Annotated in this window: 22 protein-coding genes and 1 pseudogene; 10 read left to right on the forward strand and 13 right to left on the reverse strand. The window is 67.7% G+C overall.

Annotated features, from left to right (window positions below; genetic code table 11):
• On the reverse strand, window positions 1-462 hold a 462-nt coding region (locus tag QLH51_RS15460; RefSeq protein ID WP_206429226.1), incomplete at its 3' end, for a HipA N-terminal domain-containing protein.
• Entirely contained in the window at window positions 459-737 is a 279-nt protein-coding gene (locus QLH51_RS15465; RefSeq protein ID WP_125660993.1) for a helix-turn-helix domain-containing protein, read from the reverse strand. The genes QLH51_RS15465 and QLH51_RS15460, both read right to left, overlap by 4 nt.
• Before the next feature lie 179 nt (window positions 738-916).
• Between QLH51_RS15465 and QLH51_RS15470 the strand changes: the two genes are divergently transcribed.
• Complete coding sequence (locus tag QLH51_RS15470; RefSeq protein WP_125660996.1) at window positions 917-1,831, forward strand: DUF2490 domain-containing protein; 915 nt, start codon at window positions 917-919, stop codon at window positions 1,829-1,831.
• A 60-nt stretch (window positions 1,832-1,891) separates the two neighbouring features.
• Here QLH51_RS15470 and QLH51_RS15475 read toward each other — a convergent pair.
• A pseudogene (locus QLH51_RS15475) lies at window positions 1,892-1,993 on the reverse strand (IS5/IS1182 family transposase); the annotation flags it as partial.
• A gap of 238 nt (window positions 1,994-2,231) precedes the next feature.
• On the opposite strand from QLH51_RS15475, the gene QLH51_RS15480 reads away from it, so the two are divergent.
• Window positions 2,232-4,157 carry a hypothetical protein gene (locus tag QLH51_RS15480; RefSeq protein ID WP_125660999.1) on the forward strand — a complete coding sequence of 642 codons (1,926 nt, stop codon included), beginning with the start codon at window positions 2,232-2,234 and terminating at the stop codon, window positions 4,155-4,157.
• Here QLH51_RS15480 and QLH51_RS15485 read toward each other — a convergent pair.
• Window positions 4,129-4,611, reverse strand: a complete 483-nt coding sequence (locus QLH51_RS15485; protein ID WP_125661002.1) for a transposase — start codon at window positions 4,609-4,611, stop codon at window positions 4,129-4,131. The two genes, QLH51_RS15480 and QLH51_RS15485, sit on opposite strands and share 29 nt — an antisense overlap.
• A 136-nt stretch (window positions 4,612-4,747) precedes the next feature.
• Window positions 4,748-6,517, reverse strand: a complete 1,770-nt coding sequence (locus QLH51_RS15490; RefSeq protein ID WP_125661005.1) for an ATP-binding cassette domain-containing protein — start codon at window positions 6,515-6,517, stop codon at window positions 4,748-4,750.
• Window positions 6,518-6,616: 99 nt separating this feature from the next.
• Between QLH51_RS15490 and QLH51_RS15495 the strand changes: the two genes are divergently transcribed.
• Genes QLH51_RS15495 through QLH51_RS15505 form a run of 3 tightly spaced genes read left to right on the forward strand, consistent with a single transcriptional unit; the run spans window position 6,617 to window position 9,002 of the window.
• Window positions 6,617-6,919: a hypothetical protein gene (locus QLH51_RS15495; RefSeq protein WP_125661008.1), complete on the forward strand. Its 303-nt coding sequence runs from the start codon at window positions 6,617-6,619 to the stop codon at window positions 6,917-6,919.
• Window positions 6,920-6,937: 18 nt separating this feature from the next.
• Complete coding sequence (locus tag QLH51_RS15500) at window positions 6,938-7,627, forward strand: response regulator transcription factor (protein ID WP_125661011.1); 690 nt, start codon at window positions 6,938-6,940, stop codon at window positions 7,625-7,627.
• A 16-nt stretch (window positions 7,628-7,643) separates the two neighbouring features.
• The gene (locus tag QLH51_RS15505) at window positions 7,644-9,002 is read left to right on the forward strand and encodes a sensor histidine kinase (protein ID WP_125661014.1); all 1,359 of its coding nucleotides are present in this window, start codon (window positions 7,644-7,646) and stop codon (window positions 9,000-9,002) included.
• A gap of 62 nt (window positions 9,003-9,064) precedes the next feature.
• Here QLH51_RS15505 and QLH51_RS15510 read toward each other — a convergent pair whose 3' ends face one another.
• The 4 genes from QLH51_RS15510 to pdxH all read right to left on the reverse strand — a co-directional run bounded on the left by QLH51_RS15510 (window position 9,065) and on the right by pdxH (window position 12,523).
• The gene (locus tag QLH51_RS15510; RefSeq protein ID WP_125661017.1) at window positions 9,065-10,051 is read right to left on the reverse strand and encodes an LLM class flavin-dependent oxidoreductase; all 987 of its coding nucleotides are present in this window, start codon (window positions 10,049-10,051) and stop codon (window positions 9,065-9,067) included.
• A gap of 161 nt (window positions 10,052-10,212) precedes the next feature.
• Entirely contained in the window at window positions 10,213-10,998 is a 786-nt protein-coding gene (locus QLH51_RS15515) for a PhzF family phenazine biosynthesis protein (protein ID WP_125661020.1), read from the reverse strand.
• Window positions 10,995-11,951, reverse strand: coding sequence for a cation diffusion facilitator family transporter (locus tag QLH51_RS15520; RefSeq protein ID WP_125661023.1), 957 nt, complete (start codon window positions 11,949-11,951; stop codon window positions 10,995-10,997). Before QLH51_RS15520 ends, QLH51_RS15515 begins: the two co-directional genes overlap by 4 nt.
• Window positions 11,948-12,523 (reverse strand): pyridoxamine 5'-phosphate oxidase, encoded by a 576-nt coding sequence (gene pdxH / locus QLH51_RS15525; protein WP_125661026.1) that lies wholly within the window; start codon window positions 12,521-12,523, stop codon window positions 11,948-11,950. Before pdxH ends, QLH51_RS15520 begins: the two co-directional genes overlap by 4 nt.
• Window positions 12,524-12,638: 115 nt before the next feature.
• Between pdxH and ku the strand changes: the two genes are divergently transcribed.
• Both ku and ligD read left to right on the forward strand, forming a co-directional pair.
• Window positions 12,639-13,511 (forward strand): non-homologous end joining protein Ku, encoded by an 873-nt coding sequence (gene ku, locus QLH51_RS15530; protein ID WP_125661029.1) that lies wholly within the window; start codon window positions 12,639-12,641, stop codon window positions 13,509-13,511.
• A 1-nt stretch (window position 13,512) separates the two neighbouring features.
• Window positions 13,513-15,924 carry a DNA ligase D gene (gene ligD, locus QLH51_RS15535; RefSeq protein WP_125661032.1) on the forward strand — a complete coding sequence of 804 codons (2,412 nt, stop codon included), beginning with the start codon at window positions 13,513-13,515 and terminating at the stop codon, window positions 15,922-15,924.
• On the opposite strand, the gene galE is transcribed toward ligD, so the two are convergent.
• Complete coding sequence (gene galE / locus QLH51_RS15540) at window positions 15,925-16,920, reverse strand: UDP-glucose 4-epimerase GalE (RefSeq protein ID WP_125661035.1); 996 nt, start codon at window positions 16,918-16,920, stop codon at window positions 15,925-15,927.
• 64 nt (window positions 16,921-16,984) lie between these two features.
• On the opposite strand from galE, the gene msrA reads away from it, so the two are divergent.
• Both msrA and QLH51_RS15550 read left to right on the forward strand, forming a co-directional pair.
• A complete protein-coding gene (gene msrA / locus QLH51_RS15545; RefSeq protein ID WP_125661038.1) occupies window positions 16,985-17,527 on the forward strand; it encodes a peptide-methionine (S)-S-oxide reductase MsrA in 543 nt (180 codons plus the stop codon).
• Window positions 17,528-17,641: 114 nt separating this feature from the next.
• Window positions 17,642-19,627 carry a GAF domain-containing protein gene (locus QLH51_RS15550; RefSeq protein WP_125661041.1) on the forward strand — a complete coding sequence of 662 codons (1,986 nt, stop codon included), beginning with the start codon at window positions 17,642-17,644 and terminating at the stop codon, window positions 19,625-19,627.
• Between the two features lie 62 nt (window positions 19,628-19,689).
• On the opposite strand, the gene QLH51_RS15555 is transcribed toward QLH51_RS15550, so the two are convergent.
• The 3 genes from QLH51_RS15555 to QLH51_RS15565 all read right to left on the reverse strand — a co-directional run bounded on the left by QLH51_RS15555 (window position 19,690) and on the right by QLH51_RS15565 (window position 20,723).
• Complete coding sequence (locus QLH51_RS15555) at window positions 19,690-19,941, reverse strand: GlsB/YeaQ/YmgE family stress response membrane protein (protein ID WP_125661044.1); 252 nt, start codon at window positions 19,939-19,941, stop codon at window positions 19,690-19,692.
• A 109-nt stretch (window positions 19,942-20,050) separates the two neighbouring features.
• Complete coding sequence (sciP, locus tag QLH51_RS15560; RefSeq protein WP_125661047.1) at window positions 20,051-20,353, reverse strand: CtrA inhibitor SciP; 303 nt, start codon at window positions 20,351-20,353, stop codon at window positions 20,051-20,053.
• 100 nt (window positions 20,354-20,453) lie between these two features.
• Window positions 20,454-20,723, reverse strand: coding sequence for a hypothetical protein (locus tag QLH51_RS15565; RefSeq protein ID WP_206429229.1), 270 nt, complete (start codon window positions 20,721-20,723; stop codon window positions 20,454-20,456).
• A gap of 111 nt (window positions 20,724-20,834) precedes the next feature.
• Between QLH51_RS15565 and mnmA the strand changes: the two genes are divergently transcribed.
• Entirely contained in the window at window positions 20,835-21,929 is a 1,095-nt protein-coding gene (mnmA, locus tag QLH51_RS15570; protein WP_125661050.1) for a tRNA 2-thiouridine(34) synthase MnmA, read from the forward strand.
• Window positions 21,930-21,980: the final 51 nt, after the last annotated feature.

Raw genomic sequence — 21,980 nt, forward strand, 5'->3', positions numbered from 1 at the left:
GGCGAGCAGATCGGCCAGCCCCCCGCCCTCCCCGCGCAGGATCGCCTGCGATTCGGCGGCCAGCGCGTCGAGGTCGATCGCGTCGCCCTCCGCCGCCGGGGTGGTGGCGGGGGCGAAGGTCAACGCCCCGCGCCAGTGATCGCCGACCAGCGCGAGCCGATCCAGCGCCGACAGGCGCCCCATATCGACCCCCATCGTCGCCAGTCGCCGCCGCATCAGCAACGCGCCCCATCCTTCGGGCAGACTGTCGGCAAGGAAGCCGTGCAGCCCGTCGAATGCGCGGGTGCGTGCCGCCTGCAACCCCGGTTCGGGGGGATAGTAGAGCGGCGACAGCCGGCGTCCGTCGGCGATCGCCGCCGCGTCCCACTCCAGCTGCGCCAGCCCCCCCGCCATCGCCACCCGGGCGCCCGGCCCGGCGGGGTGCAGCGCGACCCGCAGCGGCTGTCCGGGCTGCAGCCTCATCGTCCGGTGCGCTGCTGGCTGCGGAGCAACGCCTCCATCGTCCCGGCGACCGGCATCGGAAACAACGCGGTCAGCGTGTCCTCGCAGCGCAGCACCACCGCGGCACGGACCAGATCGTCGATCGACGCCTTTCCCTCACGCTCCATCCGCCGCCAGGTGCGATAGGACACGCCGGCGCGGGTCGCGCTGTCGGCTTGGGTCCAGCCCAGCGCCTTGCGTCGGTCGCGGATGCGTTCGCCGATCTGCGCGGCCAGTTCGGTCGGCGTGTAGAGCATCGGCCGGATATGGCCGGTTCGAGCTCTGATGGCAAGAGATCGGCCATATCCGGCCGACGGGGATGGCGAACTCTTCCCCTGCCTTCCTCGAATATCTTGAATCAAACCATCGCCCTGCCGGTTAGAGGGTTTTTCTAGAGGTTGGCAGGTTAAGCCGCCCGGCAACGCCCGGAAGCCGGATGGTCGAACCAATCATCCCCGCCGTGCTGGAGGCACGGGACCTGCCGGGCGATCCCGTCGCCAATGCGGTCCGCGCGAACGTGGTGCGAGCGGTGCGGACCTTGCGAACGGGCTGCGACACGCTGATGTCGAAACCACAGGCGGAGGGGAAGTCGAGGATCGTCGGTGCCCGTTACGCACCCGGTACCGGCCATGTCGATTTTCTTCGATCGTCCGTAAGCGGCCGGACCATGCGCGGCATCGCTTTGCCCCTTGCGGCGTGCGCGATCGTCGCGGGCGCGGCACCCGCCCGTGCGCAGGATCACGACGCGCAGCTTTGGACATCGACCACCATGACCACGGCGGTGTCGGGCAGGATCGACGCAACGCTGGAACTGCACAGCCGCTACACCGACGAGGTATCGCGGGTGGGGCAGGTGCTGATCCGGCCCGGCGTCACGCTGAAGCTTGCCAGGGGCTGGTCGGTCACCGCCGGCTATGTCCATGTCCGGACCGATTTCGTCGGCACCGCCGCCAATGACGAGCACCGCACATGGCAGCAGGTCGGTTATACCTTCGAACAGGATGCGGCGACCGGATTGCTCGTCACCGGCCGAACCCGGATCGAACAGCGGTTTCGCCCCGACGCGGCGGGGACGGGGTGGCGGCTGCGCCAGCAACTGCGCGCGCAACTGCCGCTGCCCGGCAGTGACGCGATCCGCGCCGTGGTGTGGAACGATACCTTCGTCGGACTGAACACGACGCCGTGGGACCGGCACGACGGCGTCGATCAGGTCCGGACCTTCATCGGGGTCGCCCTGCCCGTCGCGAAGGGTGTCACCGTGGAGCCGGGATATCTGAACCAGACGGTGTTCCGGATCGGCGCCGACCGGGTGAACCACATCGTTGCGGCCAACGTGCTCCTGCGATTCTAGTCTAGGGGCAGGCCCCGTGGACCAGAGCCAAAGATGATCGTGGCAGCGGGAGCGACAGCGCAGGAGAGGGCGGCCATCCACCCGCGGCCTGCGGCGCATCTTCGACGAAAACGGTCGCAGTCGCTCCATCTGCTCGTCCGTCCGCCAGCACAGGTCGCTCATCCGGTCTCCGGACGGCGCCTGAACCAGATCGCGATGCTGACATCAACGGGTCCTGCCCCAAAAACTATCGGCAGGGGCAAAGGAAAATGAAAAACGTAATCAAGGCTGCAATCGTTCTCAAGACAACATGCCTGTTTTTCGGCATGGAAGATCGTTAAAATCCAGTATACCTATGGACGTTACTTGAAGGATTCGCATCCGGTATTTGCAGGATTCAGCTTCAGAGGGGGGAACCGACATGGCGGTTGCAAGACTGGGAAACGAGATCGCGGTCGAAGAGGATGCGGAACATGACGGTGTCACCCCAACGATCGCGGGACAGGCCGACGGCCGTTTCCTGATCGCATGGGAAGGTCCGCTGATCGATGTGGGTGACGAGGGCCCGCGACCGTATAGCGACATCTATGCGCGCACGTTCGACGCGACTGGCGCGGTGTCTGGCGATATCCGGGTGAACAGCGAAACGCGCGACCCACAATTCGCCCCCGATGCGATCGCGCGGCCCGACGGATCCTATGTCATCGCCTATGACAGCGGCGTCGAGGACCAGCTCGAAGGTACCTTCCTGCCGCACCAGCGCATCGCCGCCGACGGCACGCTGATCGGAAACGAGATATTCCCGCCCGATTACAGCTATTACAAGATCAATCCCGACACGGCCGCCTTTACCGATGGCGGCTATGCGATCGTGGCCGCCGAGGATGAGGGCGAGCCTTATGCCGCCTATCTCTATTCGAGCCAGGGCACGCTGGAAGCCAGTTTCGATTTCGGCTTCCGCATCGGCGGAACCGCGAGTGTGACGGCGCTGTCCGGGGACCGGTTCCTGCTGCTGTGGACCGGCCTCGACATTCCGCCCGGCGACGAGGAGAACAGCGCGTCGCGCGGCCTGTATGCGCAAGTCCGCGCCCGCGACGGCACCCCGGAAGGCTTCACCTTTCTGGTGACCGACTTCGACGATATCGGCACGCGCAACGCATCGGGGATCGCACCGGTGGTCAAGGCACTGCCGAACGGCAATATCGTCGTCGCCTTTGCCGCAACCCGTGATGACGGGGTCGGGGGCGCTGACATCCATGTCACGATCCGCGACCTGGACGGCCAGCGCTTCGTGCCGGTCAACATCACCGCGGGCAAGGCGGGCAACCAGTCCGCCCCCGACGTCGCGGTGCTGTCCGACGGGCGCTATGTCGTCACCTGGACCGACAGCGACGCGAGCGCCCTGGGCGATGCCAGCGGGTCGGCGATCGTGGCCCAGCTCTTCTATCCCGACGGTACGTTCGATCAGCCGCCGTTCCTCGTCAACACCGTGACGGCGGGCAACCAGCTGTCGCCGACGGTGACCGCGCTCGGTACCGATTTCGTGATCGCGTGGACGGGACCGGACGGCATCGCGGCACAGCGCTTCGATGCCGACGCGCGCTCGACCCCGGACAGCTATATCGTGACGCGCGCCGGCACCCGCGACGGGTCCGATGCGATCGACCAGACGATGACCGGCGGACCGCAACCGACCAGCTTCTATATCGACGTCACCGCGCAAAGCGGCACCGACCGGGTCGAGTTCGCATCGAACGACGTCATCGTGACCAACCGTGCGCTCCTCGATCCCGAAAACGATCGCCGGATCGAGGCGACGCCAGGCACCAATATCTTCGATTTCGACGGCGCGGGGCCATCGAGCGACGCGATCGTCCTATCATCCACCGACACGCTGCGCTTCCTCGGCACGCGGGTCGCGGCGGGGGGTGAGACGCTCTATGCCTATGGCACCTATCTCGGGTTCGGGAACGTCACCGAGGGCACGATCAACAACGACACGCTGCGCGGTACGGCGGGCAAGGACAATTTCCTGTTCGACACCGCCCTCGGACTGGGCCTCGGGATGGACCAGATCAAGAATTTCGGCGCGGGCGACCGGATCGTCACGACGACGCGTCTTGCCGATCCCGACAACGACGGGCGCATCCGGCTGAACGCCAGCGACCGGCTGTTGTTCGACACGCCTGCCGCCGATGGTCCCAGTTCACTGCGCATCTTCAACACCAACAACCGGGCGATCTCGACGCTGCAATATGAAACAAGCTACGACGATGGCGCGGGACAGACCTATTATGTCTATGCCGCCGCCGGCGACCTTACACCGGGACAGGATTTGTTCTTTTAGGCGTTTGATCCTGGCATCGTACAATCCGGTGGGACAGGTCACGAGCCGGACGATGTCGAACGACGCCTGTGGCGACCAGAAAGCCCGCCGCATCGAATTGGCGCTGCACCTCGGCGAACAGCGCCTCGCCCAGTCCCGCCTCCACCAGCGCCAGCCAGAACCGGCACAAGGTGGTTTCATGCGGCGTCGGCTCCTCCAGCGCCAGGCCGCAGAACCGCCGGAACGACATCCGGTCCGACAGCGTCTCCTCCAGCCCCGGGTCCGACAAGCCATACCATTGCTGCAGCAGCGCCCGCACCATCGCCAGCGCGCGGTACGGCGGGCGACCCATCGTCCCCCGACGCACCAGCGCCTCTACCGGCGCCCAGTCGATCAGCGATGCGATCCGCTCCAGTCGCCCATTCCGACCAAAACCCGCCGGCAAGAACGCTTCCGCAAATCCATGCCGTTCCATCGATGGCGTTCCTTCCACAGCATCGAATCACATCCATACCAATCCGTCAGCTCATTCTCGCAGAGGTCTCGATCAGGTCCGGGGTGACGAAGAAGAGCGCTGCAAGTCGACCCTCGCTTTCGCATCGCGGGCAGGATTACGCCTCCGCCATCTCCGCCAGCGCCAGCCAGCGTTCCTCCGCCGCGTCCTTCTCGGTCCGCGCCTGCTCGATCTGCGCGTTGAGCGCCGCGAACCGTTTCGGGTCCTTCGTGTACAGCGCCGGATCGGCCAGCAGCGCCTCGTCGCGTTCGATCGCCGCTTCCAGTTCCTCGATCCGCTTGGGCAGGATCTCGAGGTCGCGCTGGTCCTTGTAGCTCATCTTGGTCGACTTGGGCTTCGGCGCGGTTTCGACCGCCTTGGTCCGCCCCTTCGTCGCCGCGCTGCGCTCGCGCCGCTTCGCGACCCAGTCGGCATAACCGCCGGGCACGACATCGACCTGACCCGATCCGTCCAGCCCCAGCGTCACCGTCACCGTCCGGTCGAGGAAGTCGCGGTCGTGGCTGACGATCAGCACCGTGCCGGCATAGTCGCCGATCACCTCCTGCAACAGGTCGAGCGTTTCCAGGTCGAGGTCGTTGGTGGGCTCGTCCAGCACCAGCAGGTTCGACGGCCGCGCGAACTCGCGCGCCAGCAGCACGCGCGACCGCTCGCCGCCCGACAGCGTCGCCACCCGCGCCTCGGCGATCGACGGATCGAACAGGAATTCCTTCAGATAGCCGTGGATGTGCTTCTTGGACCCGTTCACCTCGATCCAGTCGCCGCCATCGGCCAGCACGTCGCGCACCCGCTTTTCCGGCGCCATCAGCTTGCGTTGCTGGTCGATGACGATCCCGTCCAGCGTCTTGGCGCGCATGATCCTGCCGCTGTCGGGCTCCAGGTCGCCGGTCAGTAGCCGCAGCAGCGTCGTCTTGCCCGCGCCATTGCCGCCGACGATGCCGATCCGGTCGCCGCGCCGGACGCGCAGCGAAAAATCCTTTAGCACCACCCGGTCGCCGAACGACTTCGTCACATGCTCGGCGTCGATCACCACCTTGGTCTTGGTGTCGTCGGCCTCGACCTGCAGCTTGGCGGTCCCCTGCGGCCCCTGCATCGCCGCGCGCTGCGCGCGCAGCTCGTGCAGCTTTTCCAGCCGCCCCATGTTGCGCTTGCGCCGCGCGGTGACGCCGCGGTGGAGCCAATGCTCCTCGATCTTGAGCTTGGCGTCGAGCCGTTGCGCGGCGCGTTCCTCTTCGGCGGCGGCCTGTTCCATCCATGCCTCGAACCCGCCGAACCCGATTTCCGCCCGACGGATCCCGCCGCGGTCGAGCCACAGCGTCGATTTGGTCAGCCGGGTCAGGAAGGTGCGGTCGTGGCTGATGACGATGAACGCGCCGTTGAAGCGGTTCAGCCATTCCTCCAGCCATTCGATCGCCGACAGGTCGAGATGGTTGGTCGGTTCGTCGAGCAGCAGCACATCCGGATTCTCGGCCAGCGCGCGCGCGATCGCCGCCCGCCGCCGCTCGCCGCCCGATGCGGTCGCCGCCTCGCGGTCGAGGTCGATGCCTAGCTGGTCGGCGATCGCGTCGACCTCATGCTCCGCCGGGGCGCGTGGGCCCCGCAGCGCGAATTCGCGGAGCGTCGCATAGCCGTCGACCTTCGGGTCCTGTTCCAGCAGCACGACATGCGTGCCCGGCACGATCGTCCGCCGCCCTTCGTCGGCATCGACCGCGCCGGCGATCAGCTTCAGCAGCGTGGTCTTGCCCGCGCCGTTGCGCCCGATCAGCGCCAGCCGGTCGCGGGTGCCGACATGGATGTCGAGCCCGCGGAACAGCCAGCCATTGCCCTGGATCAACCCAAGGCCCTCATAGGACAATATCGGTGCAGCCATGGTGTGGCAGGTAAGCCGCAGTTGCGAACGAAGCAAGTTACGCCAGCCTGCCTGCCCTATTCACAGGCTGTTCAACGCATGGCCGCTATGTCACCCCGCATGGCGATGATCGTTCGGTTCCTTGGTCTGGGATTGCTGGCGGTGTCGGGAAGCGTGCAGGCGCTGCCCGACCAGGTGCTGCGCGATCACCAGGCGGCGCGTGCCGCACGGGCGGAGGGGCGGATCCTTCCCCTGCGGGAGATCGAACGGCGCGTCGTGCCGCAGATGCGCGGCGCCCAGTATCTCGGCTTCGACTATGATCCCGACCGCGGGATTTACACGCTCAAGTTCCTGCGCGATGGGGCGGTGATCTGGGTCGATGTCGATGGCCGTACCGGCCAGATCACCGGCCGCAGCCGATAACATAAGGGGAGAAAGCCGATGCGCGTCCTGATCGTCGAGGACGAACCCAATCTCGGCCGCCAACTGCGCGCCACGCTGGAGGGTGCGGGCTATGCCGTCGACCTCGCCACCGATGGTGAAGAGGGGCACTTCCTCGGCTCGACCGAAACCTATGACGCGATCATCCTCGATCTGGGCCTGCCCGAGATCGACGGGCTGACCGTGCTCGATCGCTGGCGCAAGGAGGGGCGGACCGCCCCGGTGCTGGTGCTGACCGCGCGCGACAGCTGGTCCGACAAGGTCGCCGGGCTCGATGCCGGCGCCGACGATTACGTCGCCAAGCCGTTCCAGACCGAGGAACTGATCGCCCGTCTGCGCGCGCTCATCCGTCGCGCCTCGGGCAACGCCTCGGCCGAACTGACCGCGGGCGACATCCGTCTCGACACGCGCTCGGGCAAGGTGACGCGGGCGGGCGAACCGGTGAAGCTGACCGCGCAGGAATACAAGCTGCTCAGCTACCTGCTGCACCACAAGGGCAAGGTGGTCAGCCGCACCGAGCTGATCGAACATATCTACGACCAGGATTTCGACCGCGATTCGAACACGATCGAGGTGTTCGTGACGCGCATCCGCAAGAAGCTGGGCGCCGACGTCATCACGACGATCCGCGGCCTGGGCTACAGCCTCGACGAACCGGGCGCGCCGAAGCCGGCGGGCGCGGAGGACTGAGCACCAGGCGATGACGATGGGCGATCCCGCACCACGCACCTATGTCCGGGTGACGGGATCGCTGTCGCGGCGGATGATCGTCGTCGCGGCGCTGTGGATCATGCTGCTGCTGGCGGGCGGCGGCTATGCGCTCGACCGGGTGCTGGTGTCGGCGGTGACGCGCAACACCGACGACGGGCTGGAATATCTGCTCAACTCGCTGATCGTGTCGGCCGAGATCGATTCGACCGGCGAGGTGACGTTCAACCGCCAGCTGTCCGACCAGCGGTTCCTCGAACCCTATTCGGGGTTGTACTGGCAGGTCAGCGGGCCGGGACACGAAACCTGGCCGTCGCGCTCGCTGTGGGACCGCAAGCTGCCGGTCGACGGCATGCGCTATACCGATATCCGCATCTACGACGCGAAACCCTTTCCCGAACAGAAGCTGCGCATCGTCGAGCGCGACCTGACGCTGCCCGGATCGCCGACCGTGTGGCGGTTCCAGGTGGCCGAGTCGCGCGACGTGCTCGACGGGCTGATCGCGGCGTTGCGCAAGACGCTGGTGCGCTCGTTCGCGCTGTTGGGGCTGGGCCTGATCGTCATGGCGGCGCTCCAGACATGGTATGGCCTGTTGCCGTTGCGCGCGGTGCGCGACGCCATCGCGCGGCTGCGCGCCGGGCAATCGGCGCGGGTCGAAGGCTCGATGCCGGCCGAGGTCGCGCCGCTGGTCGAGGAACTGAACGCGCTGGTCGAGCATAACGACAGGCAGGCGGAGGAGGCGCGGCGCCATGCCGGCAACCTCGCCCATGCGCTGAAAACCCCGCTGACCGTCATCATGAACGCCTCGGCCGCCGGGCAGGACGACCTCGCCGACACCGTGATCCGCGAGGCGCGGACGATGCGGCGGCAGGTCGATCACCATCTCGCCCGAGCCCGCGCGGTCGGGCGGCGCGGATCGGCGCACAGCCGCGCCGAGGTATGGGCGTCGGTCGAGGCGGTCGAGCGCGCGGTCGCGCGGCTCTATCCCAATGTCCGCCTCGACGTGGACGGGCAGAAGGACCTGATCGCCCGGATCGAGCGGCAGGACCTCGACGAAATTCTCGGCAACCTCGTCGAGAACGCCGCGAAATATGGCGGGGGCAGCGTCTTCGTGACCGCGCGGGCCGATGCCGGCTTCGTCGAACTGCTGGTCGAGGACGATGGACGCGGTATCGCGGCAGCGGATCGCCTGCGGATTTTTGACCGCGGCGTCCGCCTCGATTCGGGCAAGCCGGGCACCGGCCTCGGCCTTGCGATCGTGCGCGATGTGGCGGAAATCTACGAAGGCACCGCCTCGCTTGAGGAGAGCGAGGATCTGGGCGGGCTGATGGTCCGGTTGCGGTTGCCGGCGGCGTAACCCCCGTCCCCCTGTTCAGGCCATCACCTTCTCGAAACGCCCGACCAGACGGGCAGGGCGGCCTACAACCCCCGCATCGCCGCCGCCGCGATCGACGCACTCCGCTTGCGCGCCGCCGGATCGAACATCGCGCCGGTCACGATCACCTCGTCGACCTGCGTCCGAGCGACGAACTTCGCCAGCCCCGCGCGCACCGTCTCCGGCCCGCCGATCGCCGAACATTCCAGCACGTGGTCGAGGATCGCATTCCCCTGCGCGCCGATCTGCGCGCGATAGCCGGGGACGGGCGGGGGCAGTTCGATCGGCTGGCCGGTGCGGATCGCGACGAACATCTGTTCGGTCGAACTCGCCAGCAGCCGCGCCTCTTCGTCGGTATCGGCGGCCAATACGTTGAACGCCGCCGCGGCATAGGGCTTGTCGAGCACCGCCGATGGGCGGAAGTTGCGGCGATAGGCGTCCAGCGCCTGATCGAGCGCGGTAGGGGCGAAGTGCGAGGCGAAGGCATAGGGCAGCCCCAGCATCGCCGCCAGTTGCGCCCCGAACAGCGACGACCCGAGCAGCCACAGATCGACCTTCGCCCCCGCACCCGGCACCGCCCGGATGCCGGTGCGGGCGTCGTCGGCGAAGTAGTTCTGCAACTCGACGACGTCCTGCGGAAAGGCATTGGGGTCGCTGTCGAGGGTCCGGCGCAGCGCGCGCGCGACGATCTGGTCCGATCCCGGCGCGCGGCCGAGGCCAAGGTCGATACGGCCGGGATACATCGCATCCAGCGTGCCGAATTGCTCGGCGATGGTCAGCGGCGCATGGTTGGGCAGCATGATCCCGCCCGCGCCGACGCGGATCGCCTTCGTCGCGGCGGCGATATGGCCGATCACCACCGCCGTCGCCGCGCTGGCGATGCCGGGCATGCCGTGATGTTCGGCCACCCAATAGCGGTGATAGCCCTCCGCCTCGGCATGGGCGGCAAGGTCGGCGGCGGCGGCCAGCGCCTCGCCGGACGTACCCCCCTGACGGACGGGGACGAGGTCGAGCATCGAATAGCGGGTCATGAGGAATAGATGGGTGGCCGGTAGCGGATTGCTACCGAAGTGCTGCTTTGCAAGGGGAAGGAGAAAGTTGGCTCACGCAAAGGCGAAAAGGCGCGGAGCGGTCGGAAGGTTCGGGCCGGTCGACATTCACGGACGTATCGTTCGACCGGAAACGCTCATGGTCAGAGCAGAAGCTGACCCCGCATCACCGTCACGCAACGCCCCCCCAGCACCGCACGCTCCCCTGCCAGCGTACAAGTCAGATGCCCCCCGCGCGCACTCGCCTGGAACGCGGTGAGCCGATCGCGTCCCAGCCGTTCGGTCCAGAACGGCGCGAGCGCGGCATGGGCCGATCCGGTGACCGGGTCCTCGTCGACGCCCCAGGCGGGCACGAACACCCGGCTGACGATATCGGCGACGTCGCCCGGCGCGGTGACGATCGCCATCACCTCGCATGCCGCCAGCGCCGCCATGTCGGGCGCGCAGCCGCGCACCGTCGCCGCGTCCGCGACCAGGACGATGCTGGTCTGCTCCGCGCCCGAAACGCTGGCGAAGACGTCGCCCTCGACGTGGAGCGCCGCCAGCAAAGCCGCATCGGGGGCGGGGGCGACCCGCGTCGCCGGCAGGTCCAGCGTGTAGCCGTCGCCGTCGCGGCCGACGATCAGCACCCCGGCCCTGCGCGTGGCGAAGCGGACGGCGCGGCGATCGCCGATCAGCACATGGCCGCTCGCCAGCGTGGCATGGCCGCACATCGCGACCTCGGTCGTCGGCGTGAACCAGCGCAGCTCGTAATCCGCCTCGCCCGTCATCGGCACGGCGAAGGCGGTTTCGGACAGGTTATGCTCCAGCGCGATCGACTGGAGCAGCGCATCGTCGGGCCATGCGTCGAGCAGCATCACCGCCGCCGGATTGCCGGTGAACGGGCGGTCGGCGAACGCGTCGACCACGGTGAACGGCATCGCCATCAATAGCTGCCCACGCGCTTGCCGAACCAGTGCGGCGTCACGTCGGCCTCGACCAGCGGATTGTCGGTATCGACATGGCCTTCGGGATCGAGGTGGATCAGCACCTCGACCTTCGGGAATGCGCGGCGCAGCGCGCGTTCGACGCCTTCGACCACGTCATGCGCATCGGCGACGGTCATGTCGCGCGCGACCTCCATGTGGAACTGCGCGAAATCGTGGCTGCCCGACCGGCGGGTGCGGAAGTCGTGGATACCGCGCAGGCCCTCCTGCCGGGCGGCGACGTCGAGGAAGGCGCGGCGCTCGTCCTCGGGCCATTCCTTGTCCATCAGCTGGTCGATCGCCTGGCTCGACGCCTGGAACGCGCCCCAGCCGAGCCACAGCGCGATCAGGATGCCCATCACCGGATCGGCACCGCGCACCCCGAACATCTGGTCGAGCACCATCGCGACGATCACCGCGAGGTTGAGCAGCAGATCGCTCTGGTAATGGACATTGTCCGCCCGGATCGCGACCGATCCGGTGCGGTCGATGATTGATTTCTGGTATGCCAGCAGCGCGAAGGTGGCGAGGATCGCGATCACCGACACGCCAATGCCGAACTCGACGTCCTGCGTCTCGCCCGGCGCACCGAAGGCGGCGATCGCGCGCCACGCGATGCCCGCCGCCGATGCGGTGATGAGCATCACCTGGAACAGTGCGGCCAGCGCCTCCGCCTTGCCGTGCCCGAAACGATGGTCGTGGTCGGCGGGCGTCGCGGCGAGGCGCACGCCGTACAGCGTGACGAGCGAGGCGAGCAGGTCGAGCGCGGTGTCGGCAAGGCTGCCGAGCATCGCCACCGACCCGGTATGCCATGCCGCAAAGCCCTTCAGCGCCAGCAGGAACAGCGCCATCGTCACCGACGCGATGGCGGCGCGGGTGGCGAGCGGGATCACCCGCCGGCGTTCGGTCTCGGTCATGGGAACAGCAATCCTTCGGACCAGCCCCCGTCGGTCGCGGTGAAGACGCGGCGTTCGTGCAGCCGGTGCGCGCGGTCCTGCCAGAACTCGATCGTACGCGGTGTGACGCGGTAGCCGCCCCAGAAGGGCGGGCGCGGCACGTCCTGCCCGGCGAAGCGCGCCTCGATCTGCGCGAAGCGCGCCTCGAACGTCGCCCGGTCGGCGAGCGGGCGCGACTGCTCCGATGCCCAGGCACCCAGCTGCGAATCGCGGCCGCGCGATGCGAAATAGGCGTCCGATTCTGCATCGGTCGCGAGCGTCACCGGCCCCTCGATCCGGATCTGCCGGCGCAGCGATTTCCAGTGGAACAGCAGCGCCGCGTTCGGATTGGCGGCCAGCTCGGCGGCCTTGCGCCCCTCGCGGTTGGTATAGAACACGAAACCGTCGGGGCCGTGCCCTTTCAGCAGCACCATCCGCACCGATGGCCGGCCGTCGGCATCGGCGGTGGCGAGCGCCATCGCATTGGGGTCGTTCGGCTCGCTGTCGCGCGCTTCGGCGAACCACTGGTCGAACAGGACGAAGGGATCGGTCATCGCGTCGCCATACGCTTTTTCGCGGCGGATTTCACCCCGCCCGCCATGCCCCGGACGGAACGACTCTTTCCCCTGCGAATTGAATCGGTTGAGCAACGATTTCGGGGGCGGTGGCATGGCGGCACGGGCATATTGGCAGGGGCAGATCCGCCTCGCCCTCGTTTCGATCCCGGTCGAGATCTACAGCGCGACCAGATCGGGGGCGAGCATCAGCTTCCGCCAGATCCACGAACCCAGCGGCAAGCCGATCCATTACGAGAAGTCGGTGACCGGCATCGGCCCGGTCGACCCCGACGAGATCATGAAGGGTTACCAGATTGAGAAGGGCGAGTACGTCCTGCTCGACCAGGAGGAGATCGACGCGGTCAAGCTGGAGTCGAAGAAGACGCTGGAGCTGACCCAGTTCGTCGACGCGCACGAGATCGACGTGATCTATTACGAAAAACCCTATTTCGTGGTGCCTGCCGACGACCTCGCCGAGGAAGCGTTCATCGTCCTGCGCGAGGCGCTCAAGCGGACGAAGAAGGCCGGTCTGGGGCAGCTGGCGCTGCGCGGGCGCGAATATGTCGTCAGCCTCAAACCCTGCGGACGCGGGCTGGTGCTGGAAACGCTGCGCTATGCCGACGAGGTCAATCGCGCGCAGAGCTATTTCCGCGAGATTCCCGATGCCAAGCCCGACGAGGACTTGCTCGACCTGGCGGAAACGCTGATCGCCAAGAAGACCGCGAAGTTCGATCCGCAGGAGTTCCACGACCGCTATGTCGATGCGCTCAAGGACCTTGTCCAACGCAAGGTGAAGGCCAAGGGCCGCAAGATCGTCGATACGCAAGACGACGAACGCTCGAGCGGCGGCAATGTCGTCGACCTGATGGCGGCGCTCAAGAAGTCGCTGGAAAAGGGCGCGTCGGCCAAGCCCGCCGCAAAGAAGGCGGTGCCCAAGAAGCGTGCGCCGGCGAAAAAGACCGCGACGACGCGCAAGCGCGCCTGACATGGCGCGCAAGCCCGACCCCTTGGCGACCTACAACGCCAGGCGCGATTTCGCGCGCACGGCCGAACCAGCGGGGACGCTGGCGAAGGGCAGGGGCAACCGCTTCCTCGTCCAGAAGCACGACGCGACGCGGCTGCACTATGATTTCCGGATCGAGATCGACGGGGTGCTCAAGAGCTGGGCGGTGACGCGCGGCCCCAGCCTCGATCCCGACCAGAAGCGGCTGGCGGTGCGGACCGAGGACCATCCGCTGTCCTATGCCGGTTTCGAAGGGGTGATCCCCGCAGGCGAATATGGCGGCGGCACGGTGATGCTGTGGGACGAGGGGACGTGGTCGCCGATCAAGGGCAAGTCGGCCAGGGATCTGGAGAAGGGCCATCTGCACGTCGTGCTCGCCGGACAGCGGATGCGCGGCGAATGGCTGCTGGTCCGTCTCAAGCCCCGCGGCAACGAGAAGCGCGAGAACTGGCTGCTGCGCAAGGTCGCGGACGGCGAGGCCGGCGGCACCGACACGCTGACGGCGACGATGCTGACCAGCGTGAAGACCGGACGGACGATGGAGGAGATCGCCGCCGACGAACCGCCGGTGAAAGCGAAGAAGCGGGCAAGGGCGAAGGCCGCCCGCCCCGCCTTCGTCGAACCGCAACTGGCGACCCTGGTCGACAGCGTGCCCACGGGCAGCAACTGGCTGCACGAGGTCAAATATGACGGCTATCGCATCCTGATCGCGACCGGTGGCGACGGCCCCCGGATCCATACCCGCACCGGGCTCGACTGGACGACCAAGTTTCCTTCCATTGCGCAGGCCGCCGCGTCGCTGCCGCCCGGGCTTTTGCTGGATGGCGAGGTCGTCGCGCTCGACGACGGCAGGCCCGATTTCTCGACCTTGCAGGCGGCGATCAAGGAGGGCGGTGACATGCGCTGCTTCGTGTTCGACCTGCTGCATGATGCCGAGGGCGATCACCGCGACGCACCGCTCGTTGCCCGCAAGGAACGGCTGCGTGCAGCGCTCACCGGCGCCGACGCGCGCATCGCTTATTCCGACCACGTCACCGGGTCGGGCGAGCAACTGTTCGCGGCGATGTGCCGCGAAGGCTATGAGGGCATCGTGTCGAAACAGGCCGATGCCCCCTATCGCGGCACCCGGTCGAAGGCGTGGGTGAAGGTGAAATGCACCCACCGGCAGGAATTCGTGATCGTCGGCTGGAGCCCGAGCGAGGCGCGCGGGCGGCCGTTCAAGTCGCTGCTGCTTGGCGTGCAGGGGAAGGGCGGCCTGACCTATGCCGGCCGGGTCGGCACCGGGTTCAATACGGCGACGCTGGCACAGGTCCATGACGCGCTCGCACCGCTCGCCCGCAAGACGCCGCCGCTGGATTTGCCTGCCGCGATCCGACGCGGGGCGCGGTTCGTGAAGCCGGTGCTGGTCGCGGAAATCGCCTTCGCCGAATTCACCGCCGACAACATCGTCCGCCATGCGAGCTTCATCGGCCTGCGCGGCGACAAGGCGGCGAAGGACGTGGTGCGCGAGACGCCGGTGGCGGTGGCTGCCAAGCCCAACCCGCGCATCACCAGTCCCGACCGGGTGATCTTTCCGGGTGACCGCCTGACCAAGTGCGACCTCGCCACCTATGTCGAAACCGTCGCACCGCTGCTGCTGCCCTGGGCCGCCGACCGGCCGATCAGCCTCGTGCGCTGTCCGCAGGGTCGGGCCAAGGCATGCTTTTTCCAGAAGCACGATGCCGGCAGCTTCGGCGACGCCGTCCGGTCGGTCGAAATCGCCGAAAAGGACGGCGGGCGCGAACCCTATCTCTATGTCCGCGACGCCGACGGGCTGCTCGCCTGCGTACAGATGGGGACGATCGAGTTCCACGGCTGGGGTGCCGGAGTCGCCGATGTCGAGCGGCCCGACCGGATGGTGTTCGACCTCGATCCCGACGAGGGGCTCGATTTCGGCGACGTGAAGCGCGCCGCGCACGACATCCACCGCCATCTCGCCGATCTCGGCCTCGCCAGCTTCGCGATGCTGTCGGGCGGCAAGGGGGTGCATGTCGTCGTGCCGCTGACCCCGCAGGCCGAATGGCCGGCGGTCAAGGACTTCGCCGATCGCTTCGCCCGCGCGCTGGCCCAGGCCGAACCCGACCGCTTCGTCGCGACGATGGCGAAGGCGAAGCGAAAGGGCCGCATCTTCATCGACTGGCTGCGCAACCAGCGCGGCAGCACCGCCGTCCTGCCCTATTCCGCCCGGGCGAGGGCCGGCGCGCCGGTGGCCGCCCCGGTCGCATGGCGCGAACTCGACGATATCGACAGTCCGGCACGCTGGACGATCCGCGACGCCGACGACCTGCTGAAACGCGCCGACAGCCGCCTGCTGGCGGGATGGGGCGTCGCCGATCAGGTGCTGCCGGACAAATAGCTACCCGGCGTTGCGCTCGGCCAGCTTGCGCTCCCATGCCAGCGCGTCGCGCACGATCTGGTCGAGATCGGCATGCTGCGGCCGCCACGGCAGCGTCGACAGGATCTTGCCATTGTCGGCGACCAGCGCGTCGGGATCGCCCGCCCGGCGCCCTTCCAGCCGGCGTTCGATGGTGTGGTTGGTCACCCGGTCGACCGCGTCGAGCACTTCGAGCACCGAATAGCCACGGCCATAGCCGGCGTTCATCGTGTGGCTGCTGGCGGGATCGGCCATCAGCAGGTCGAGCGCGTGGACGTGTGCGTCGGCGAGGTCGCTGACATGGATATAGTCGCGCACGCCGGTGCCGTCGGGCGTCGCGAAGTCGGTGCCGTAGACGCCGACATGGCCGCGCTTGCCCGTCGCCGCCTCCACCGCGACCTTGATGAGGTGGGTCGCGCCCGCCGTCGACTGGCCCGAGCGGCCCTTGGGATCGGCACCGGCGACGTTGAAGTAACGCAGTGCCGCATAGTTGATCGGATGTGCGGCGGCGACGTCGGCCAGCATGATCTCGGTCATCAGCTTCGACATGCCGTACGGGTTGATCGGCTGCTTGGGGCTGTCCTCGCGCACCGGCACGACCTCGGGAATGCCATAGGTCGCTGCGGTCGAGGAGAAGATGAAATGCTTCACCCCGCCCGCCACCGCGCTCTCGATCAGGCTGCGCGAGGCAGCGGTGTTGTTGCGATAATATTTCAGCGGGTTCTCGACCGATTCGGGCACCACCACCGATCCGGCGAAGTGCAGGATCGCATGGACGTCGTGCCCGGCGATCGCCTTGCCCATCGCCAAGTCGTCGCTGATGTCGGCGACGACCAGCGCCGCGCGGGGATCGACCGCCCAGTCGAAGCCGGTGACGAGATTGTCGACCACGACGACGTCATGGCCCGCATCCAGCAGCGCCAGCACCGCGTGACTGCCGATATAGCCCGCGCCGCCCGTGACCAGAACCTTGCCCATTACCGTACCCCCGATTGCACCGCTTGCGTCCGCGCCTATCTCTCTGACCAGAGGAGATTGTGCAATGGCTACCGAACAGGCGACCTTCGCCGGCGGATGTTTCTGGTGCACCGAGGCAGTGTTCCGCGACGTGATCGGCGTCGAACAGGTCGAAAGCGGCTATATCGGCGGATCGGTGGAACACCCGACCTACAAGCAGGTATGCGGCGGCGATACCGGCCATGCGGAGGCGATCCGCGTCACCTACGACCCCGCCGTCATCAGCTATGCCGACATGCTCGACATCTTCTTCGCGACGCACGACCCGACGCAGCTGAACCGGCAGGGGAACGACATCGGCACCCAGTATCGCTCGGCGATCTTCCCGCACGACGCAGAGCAGGAGGCTGCGGCACGCGCCGGGATCGAGCGCGCGGGCGAGGGGCGCGGCACGATCGTCACCACCATCGAACCGCTGACGACCTGGTACCCGGCCGAGGACTATCACCAGGAATATTGGGACGGTGAAGGGCAGCGCAATCCGTACTGCATGGCGGTGATCCCGCCCAAGCTGCAGAAGCTGCGCAAGAGTTTCGCGGCGCGCAGCAAGGCGGCCGAATCGGTCTGATCCGCGCCGCCGGACGTCGTCCATATTCTGCAAGGGCCGTGCCAATCTGGCGCGGCCCTTGTGCCGTTCGGGGGTAATTGCTATTCCGGTCACGGCCATGGGGGCATTCGGGCGATGGGGGCGACGATCGATACGGACGGGTCGGACCGGCGACTGGCGGCCATTCGCGACTATCGGCTGATTGAGGCGATCGGCGACGGCGCGCAGGGCGACCTCGCCCGCCTGGCCGCGCAGGTCTGTGCCGCGCCGGTCGCGCTGGTAACGGTCCTTGCCGCGGATCGGCAATGGTTCATGGCGCAGGTCGGCACCGATCTGTGCGGTACGTCGCTCGACGATGCGATCTGCACCCATGCGCTGGCAAGCGACGACATCCTCGTCATCCCCGACCTGTCGCTCGACCCGCGCACCCGCAACAGCGGGATCGTGGCGGGCGGGCCGCAGGTGCGCTTCTATGCCGGCGTGCCGCTGCGCGTGGGCGAGGGTGTCGCCATCGGCACGCTGTGCGTGATCGACACCGTCGCCCGGCCCGATGGCCTGAGCGAGACGCAGCGGGACATGCTGGGCAGCCTGGCGCGACAGGCGGCGGCGACGCTCGAACTGCGCCGGTTGCTGGCCGAACGCGACGCGACGCTGGACCGGATGGCGGCGGCGGAGGCGGCGCTGAACGGCAACGAGCAACGCTGGCAGAGCCTGTTCGAGAATATCAGCGACGGCTTCGCGCTGGGCGAGGCGATCCGCGATGGCGCCGGCCGCATCGTCGACTGGCGGTTCGTCGATGCCAACCCCGCATGGTTCGCGCTGTCGGGATTCGATCGCGCGACGATGCTGGCATCGACCGGGCGACAGCTGGATCCGGCGGCACCGGCGCATTGGGCCGATCAACTGGCCGCGATGCTGGCCGATGGCCAGCCGATCGGCTTCGTGCATCATGTGCCGCATCTGCGCCGGTGGTTCCGCGGCCATTGCTTCCGGATCGCGGGCGACCGGTTCGGCGCGATCCTGCGCGACGTGACCGACGAACGGGCGACGACGCGGCGACAGGCGGCACTGATCGAACTGGGCGATACGCTGCGCGACTGCCACAGCGTCGCCGACGTCGCCCGGACGGCATCGGCGCTGGTCGGCACGACGCTCGACGTCGCCTGCGCCGGGTTCGGCCGGATCGACACGACCGGATCGACGGTCGAGATCGAACTCGACTGGACTGCCGTCGAGGGCGCATCGCTGACCGGCGGCCAGCGCTTCGCCGATTATGGCGACGTCGCGGCGGCGATCGCGCATGGCGACGTGGTGGTGGTCGACGACGTCCGCACCGATCCGCGCACCATGGCGCAGGCGGCGGCGCTGGCCGGTCGGGCGATCGGCGCATTCGTCGTCGTGCCGGTCCGGCGCGACGGGTGCAGCATCTCCGCCTTCATCGTCCAGGCGCGCGAACCGCGACGCTGGACGCCCGAGGACATTGCATTCCTGCGCAAGGTCGCCGACCGGGTCGAGGTTGGCATGGCGCAGGTCGAATCGGAAACCCGCCAGACGTTGCTCGTCCAGGAAATGGCGCACCGGCTGAAGAACACGCTGTCGATGGTGCAGGCGATCGCGTCGCAGACGCTGCGCGGATCGGTTGATCGTTCGCCGCTGGAGGCGTTCGAACGGCGGTTGCAGACGCTGGGCGTCGCGCACGACGTGCTGGTCGAACGCAACTGGGTCGGTGCGGACATGCGCACGACGATCGGACAGGTGCTGGCGGTGTTCGGCTGCGACGAACGGCTGGCGATCCGCGGACCCGATGTCGCGTTGGGCCCGCGGGCGGCGCTGGCACTGGCGCTGATCCTGCACGAACTGGGGACGAATGCCGTCAAATACGGCGCGCTGTCGAACGCCGACGGTCATATCGCGCTGGCATGGGACGTCGCCGACGGGTGGATCGAGATGACGTGGCTGGAACAGGGTGGCCCGGTCGTCGTGGCGCCGCCGCGTCGCGGTTTCGGGTCGAAGCTGTTGCGGCTCGGCCTCGCCGGCACCGGCAACAGCGAGGTCCGCTACGATCCCGGCGGCGTCCGGGTGGTGATGCGCGCCGACCTGTCGGACCTCACCGGCGGCTGAAACGCGAACGGGCCGCCCTCCGAGGGGGGACGGCCCGTCCTGTCGTCAGGGGAATCGGTGGATTAACGCACCGAACCGCGACGCACGAGGTTCACGATCGCCAGCAGGACGACGGCGCCCAGCAGCGAATACAGGAAGCTCATCACGGTGATGCCGTTGTTGATGTTCGCACCGGTCACGAACCCTGCGATCACCGCGCCGACGATGCCGACGACCACGTTCAGGATGATGCCCTGCTGCGCATCGGTCCGCATGATGATGCTGGCCAACCAGCCCACGACGCCGCCTACGACCAGCCAGATGATGATACCCATGAGACGTCCCTCCATTTGCGATCTGCAACCCGGCAATTTCGTACCGGGCGTACTGGGGGAAAGACTCATAAGGGACTGGCTTGTTCCGCCTCCGTTTTAACTTGGTCGATCAATATTTGCGTTGCTGGCGCTCGTACAGCGACTTGTAGTGCTGGATCCGGGTGACGCGCAGTCCGGGCATCCCCGACCGGTCGACCGCGCGCTGCCATCCGGCGAACTCCTCCGCCGACAGGTTGTAGCGCTGGCACACGTCGTCGACGCTCAGCAGACCGCCGTTCACCGCCGCGACGACCTCCGCCTTGCGGCGCACGACCCACCGGGTCGTTTCGGGCGGTGGCAGCGAATCGACCGTGAGGGGTTCCCCCAACGGGCCGATCACCTTTGCCGGACGGATCTTCTGGTTCTCAATCATACTGGACCTCGAGCCGGGGCAACTGCCCCTCAAACCTTCTTGCGCGGTCATACGCGAACGCGGTTGAACATCCGCTAAAACGGCTAGGTAAACATGGTCTTCATTCGCCGGCCCCCCACCAAAGGTTCGCGGTGGACCGGTATTCCGGTGCGGCACACGCCCGCAGGAGCGTCGCCGTCCACCCGTTGAACGCCCCGTCGGTCGGGTTCAGCAACGACACCGGGGCGCGTTTCCAGACCAGCCGGGTCTGCAGCCGCGCCGTCGGCGTCGCCGCCTGCCGCCCGGTCGCCGCAGCCAGCAACACGGCCAGCTCCGTCGGCAAGGCGGTGATCGTGGCACCACGATCGAAACGGGCGAAACTGAGGTCCAAGGCGTCTTTCCAGGTGGATATCGCATGGCGTTATGGGGGACGACTGCTGAAGGTCCGGTAAATGGCCGCGTATTTTTGCAAGCGGCTCGCGGAACGCCTATCTGGCACGCCATGGACCTTGGCGATTTTCAGCTCGATTCCCCCGTTTCCGCGCGCCGCATCGTCGTGGCGATGTCGGGCGGCGTCGACAGTTCGGTCGTGGCGGCGCTCGCCCATGCGACCGGGGCGGAGACGATCGGCGTCACGTTGCAGCTCTACGACCATGGCGCGGCGGTGGGGCGGGCGGGGTCGTGCTGCGCCGGGCGCGACATCCGCGATGCCCGCGCGGTGTGCGATCGGCTCGGCATCGCGCATTACGTGTTCGACCACGAAAGCAGCTTCCGCGAGACGGTGATCGACGATTTCGCCGACGCCTATCTGGCGGGGCGCACGCCGATCCCGTGCGTGAAGTGCAACATGGGCCCGAAATTCACCGACCTATTCGCACTCGCCCGCGACCTCGGCGCCGATGCCCTCGCGACCGGTCATTATATCCGCCGCGTGATGGGGCCGAACGGTGCCGAACTGCACCGCGCGGTCGACCCGGCGCGCGACCAGAGCTATTTCCTGTTCGCGACGACGCAGGACCAGCTCGATTTCCTGCGCTTTCCGCTGGGCGCGATGCCCAAGGCGCGCGTGCGCGAGATCGCCGCCGAACTGGGGCTGGGCGTCGCTGGCAAGCCCGACAGCCAGGACATCTGCTTCGTTCCCGACGGCGATTATGCCGGCCTCGTCCGCAAGCTGCGCCCCGAAGCGCGCGAAGGCGGCGAGATCGTCGATCTGGAAGGGCGGATATTGGGCCGCCATGGCGGGCTGGTCGGCTATACCGTCGGACAGCGCCGCGGGCTGGAGATCGGCGGCCTCGCCGAACCGCTCTACGTCGTTCGCCTCGAACCGGCGACCAGGCGACTGGTCGTGGGACCCCGCAGCGCGCTGGCGGTCGGCGCGGCGCACCTGTCCGGCATCAACTGGATCGGCGGCGACCATGCCGGGCCGCTGACCGCCAAGGTGCGATCGATGGCCAAACCGGTGCCCGCGCGGCTGGCGGGCGAACGGCTGCTGTTCGACGCCCCCGAATATGGTGTCGCGCCGGGGCAGGCGGCGGTGCTCTATGCCGGCGACCGGGTGCTAGGCGGCGGCTGGATCGAAGGCACCGAAGCCGCCTGAAAGATCCTCCCCGCTCCGCGGGGAGGGGGACCGCCGCGTAGCGGTGGTGGA

This window comes from Sphingomonas sp. 2R-10, assembly GCF_030062225.1.
Lineage (GTDB): Bacteria > Pseudomonadota > Alphaproteobacteria > Sphingomonadales > Sphingomonadaceae > Sphingomonas.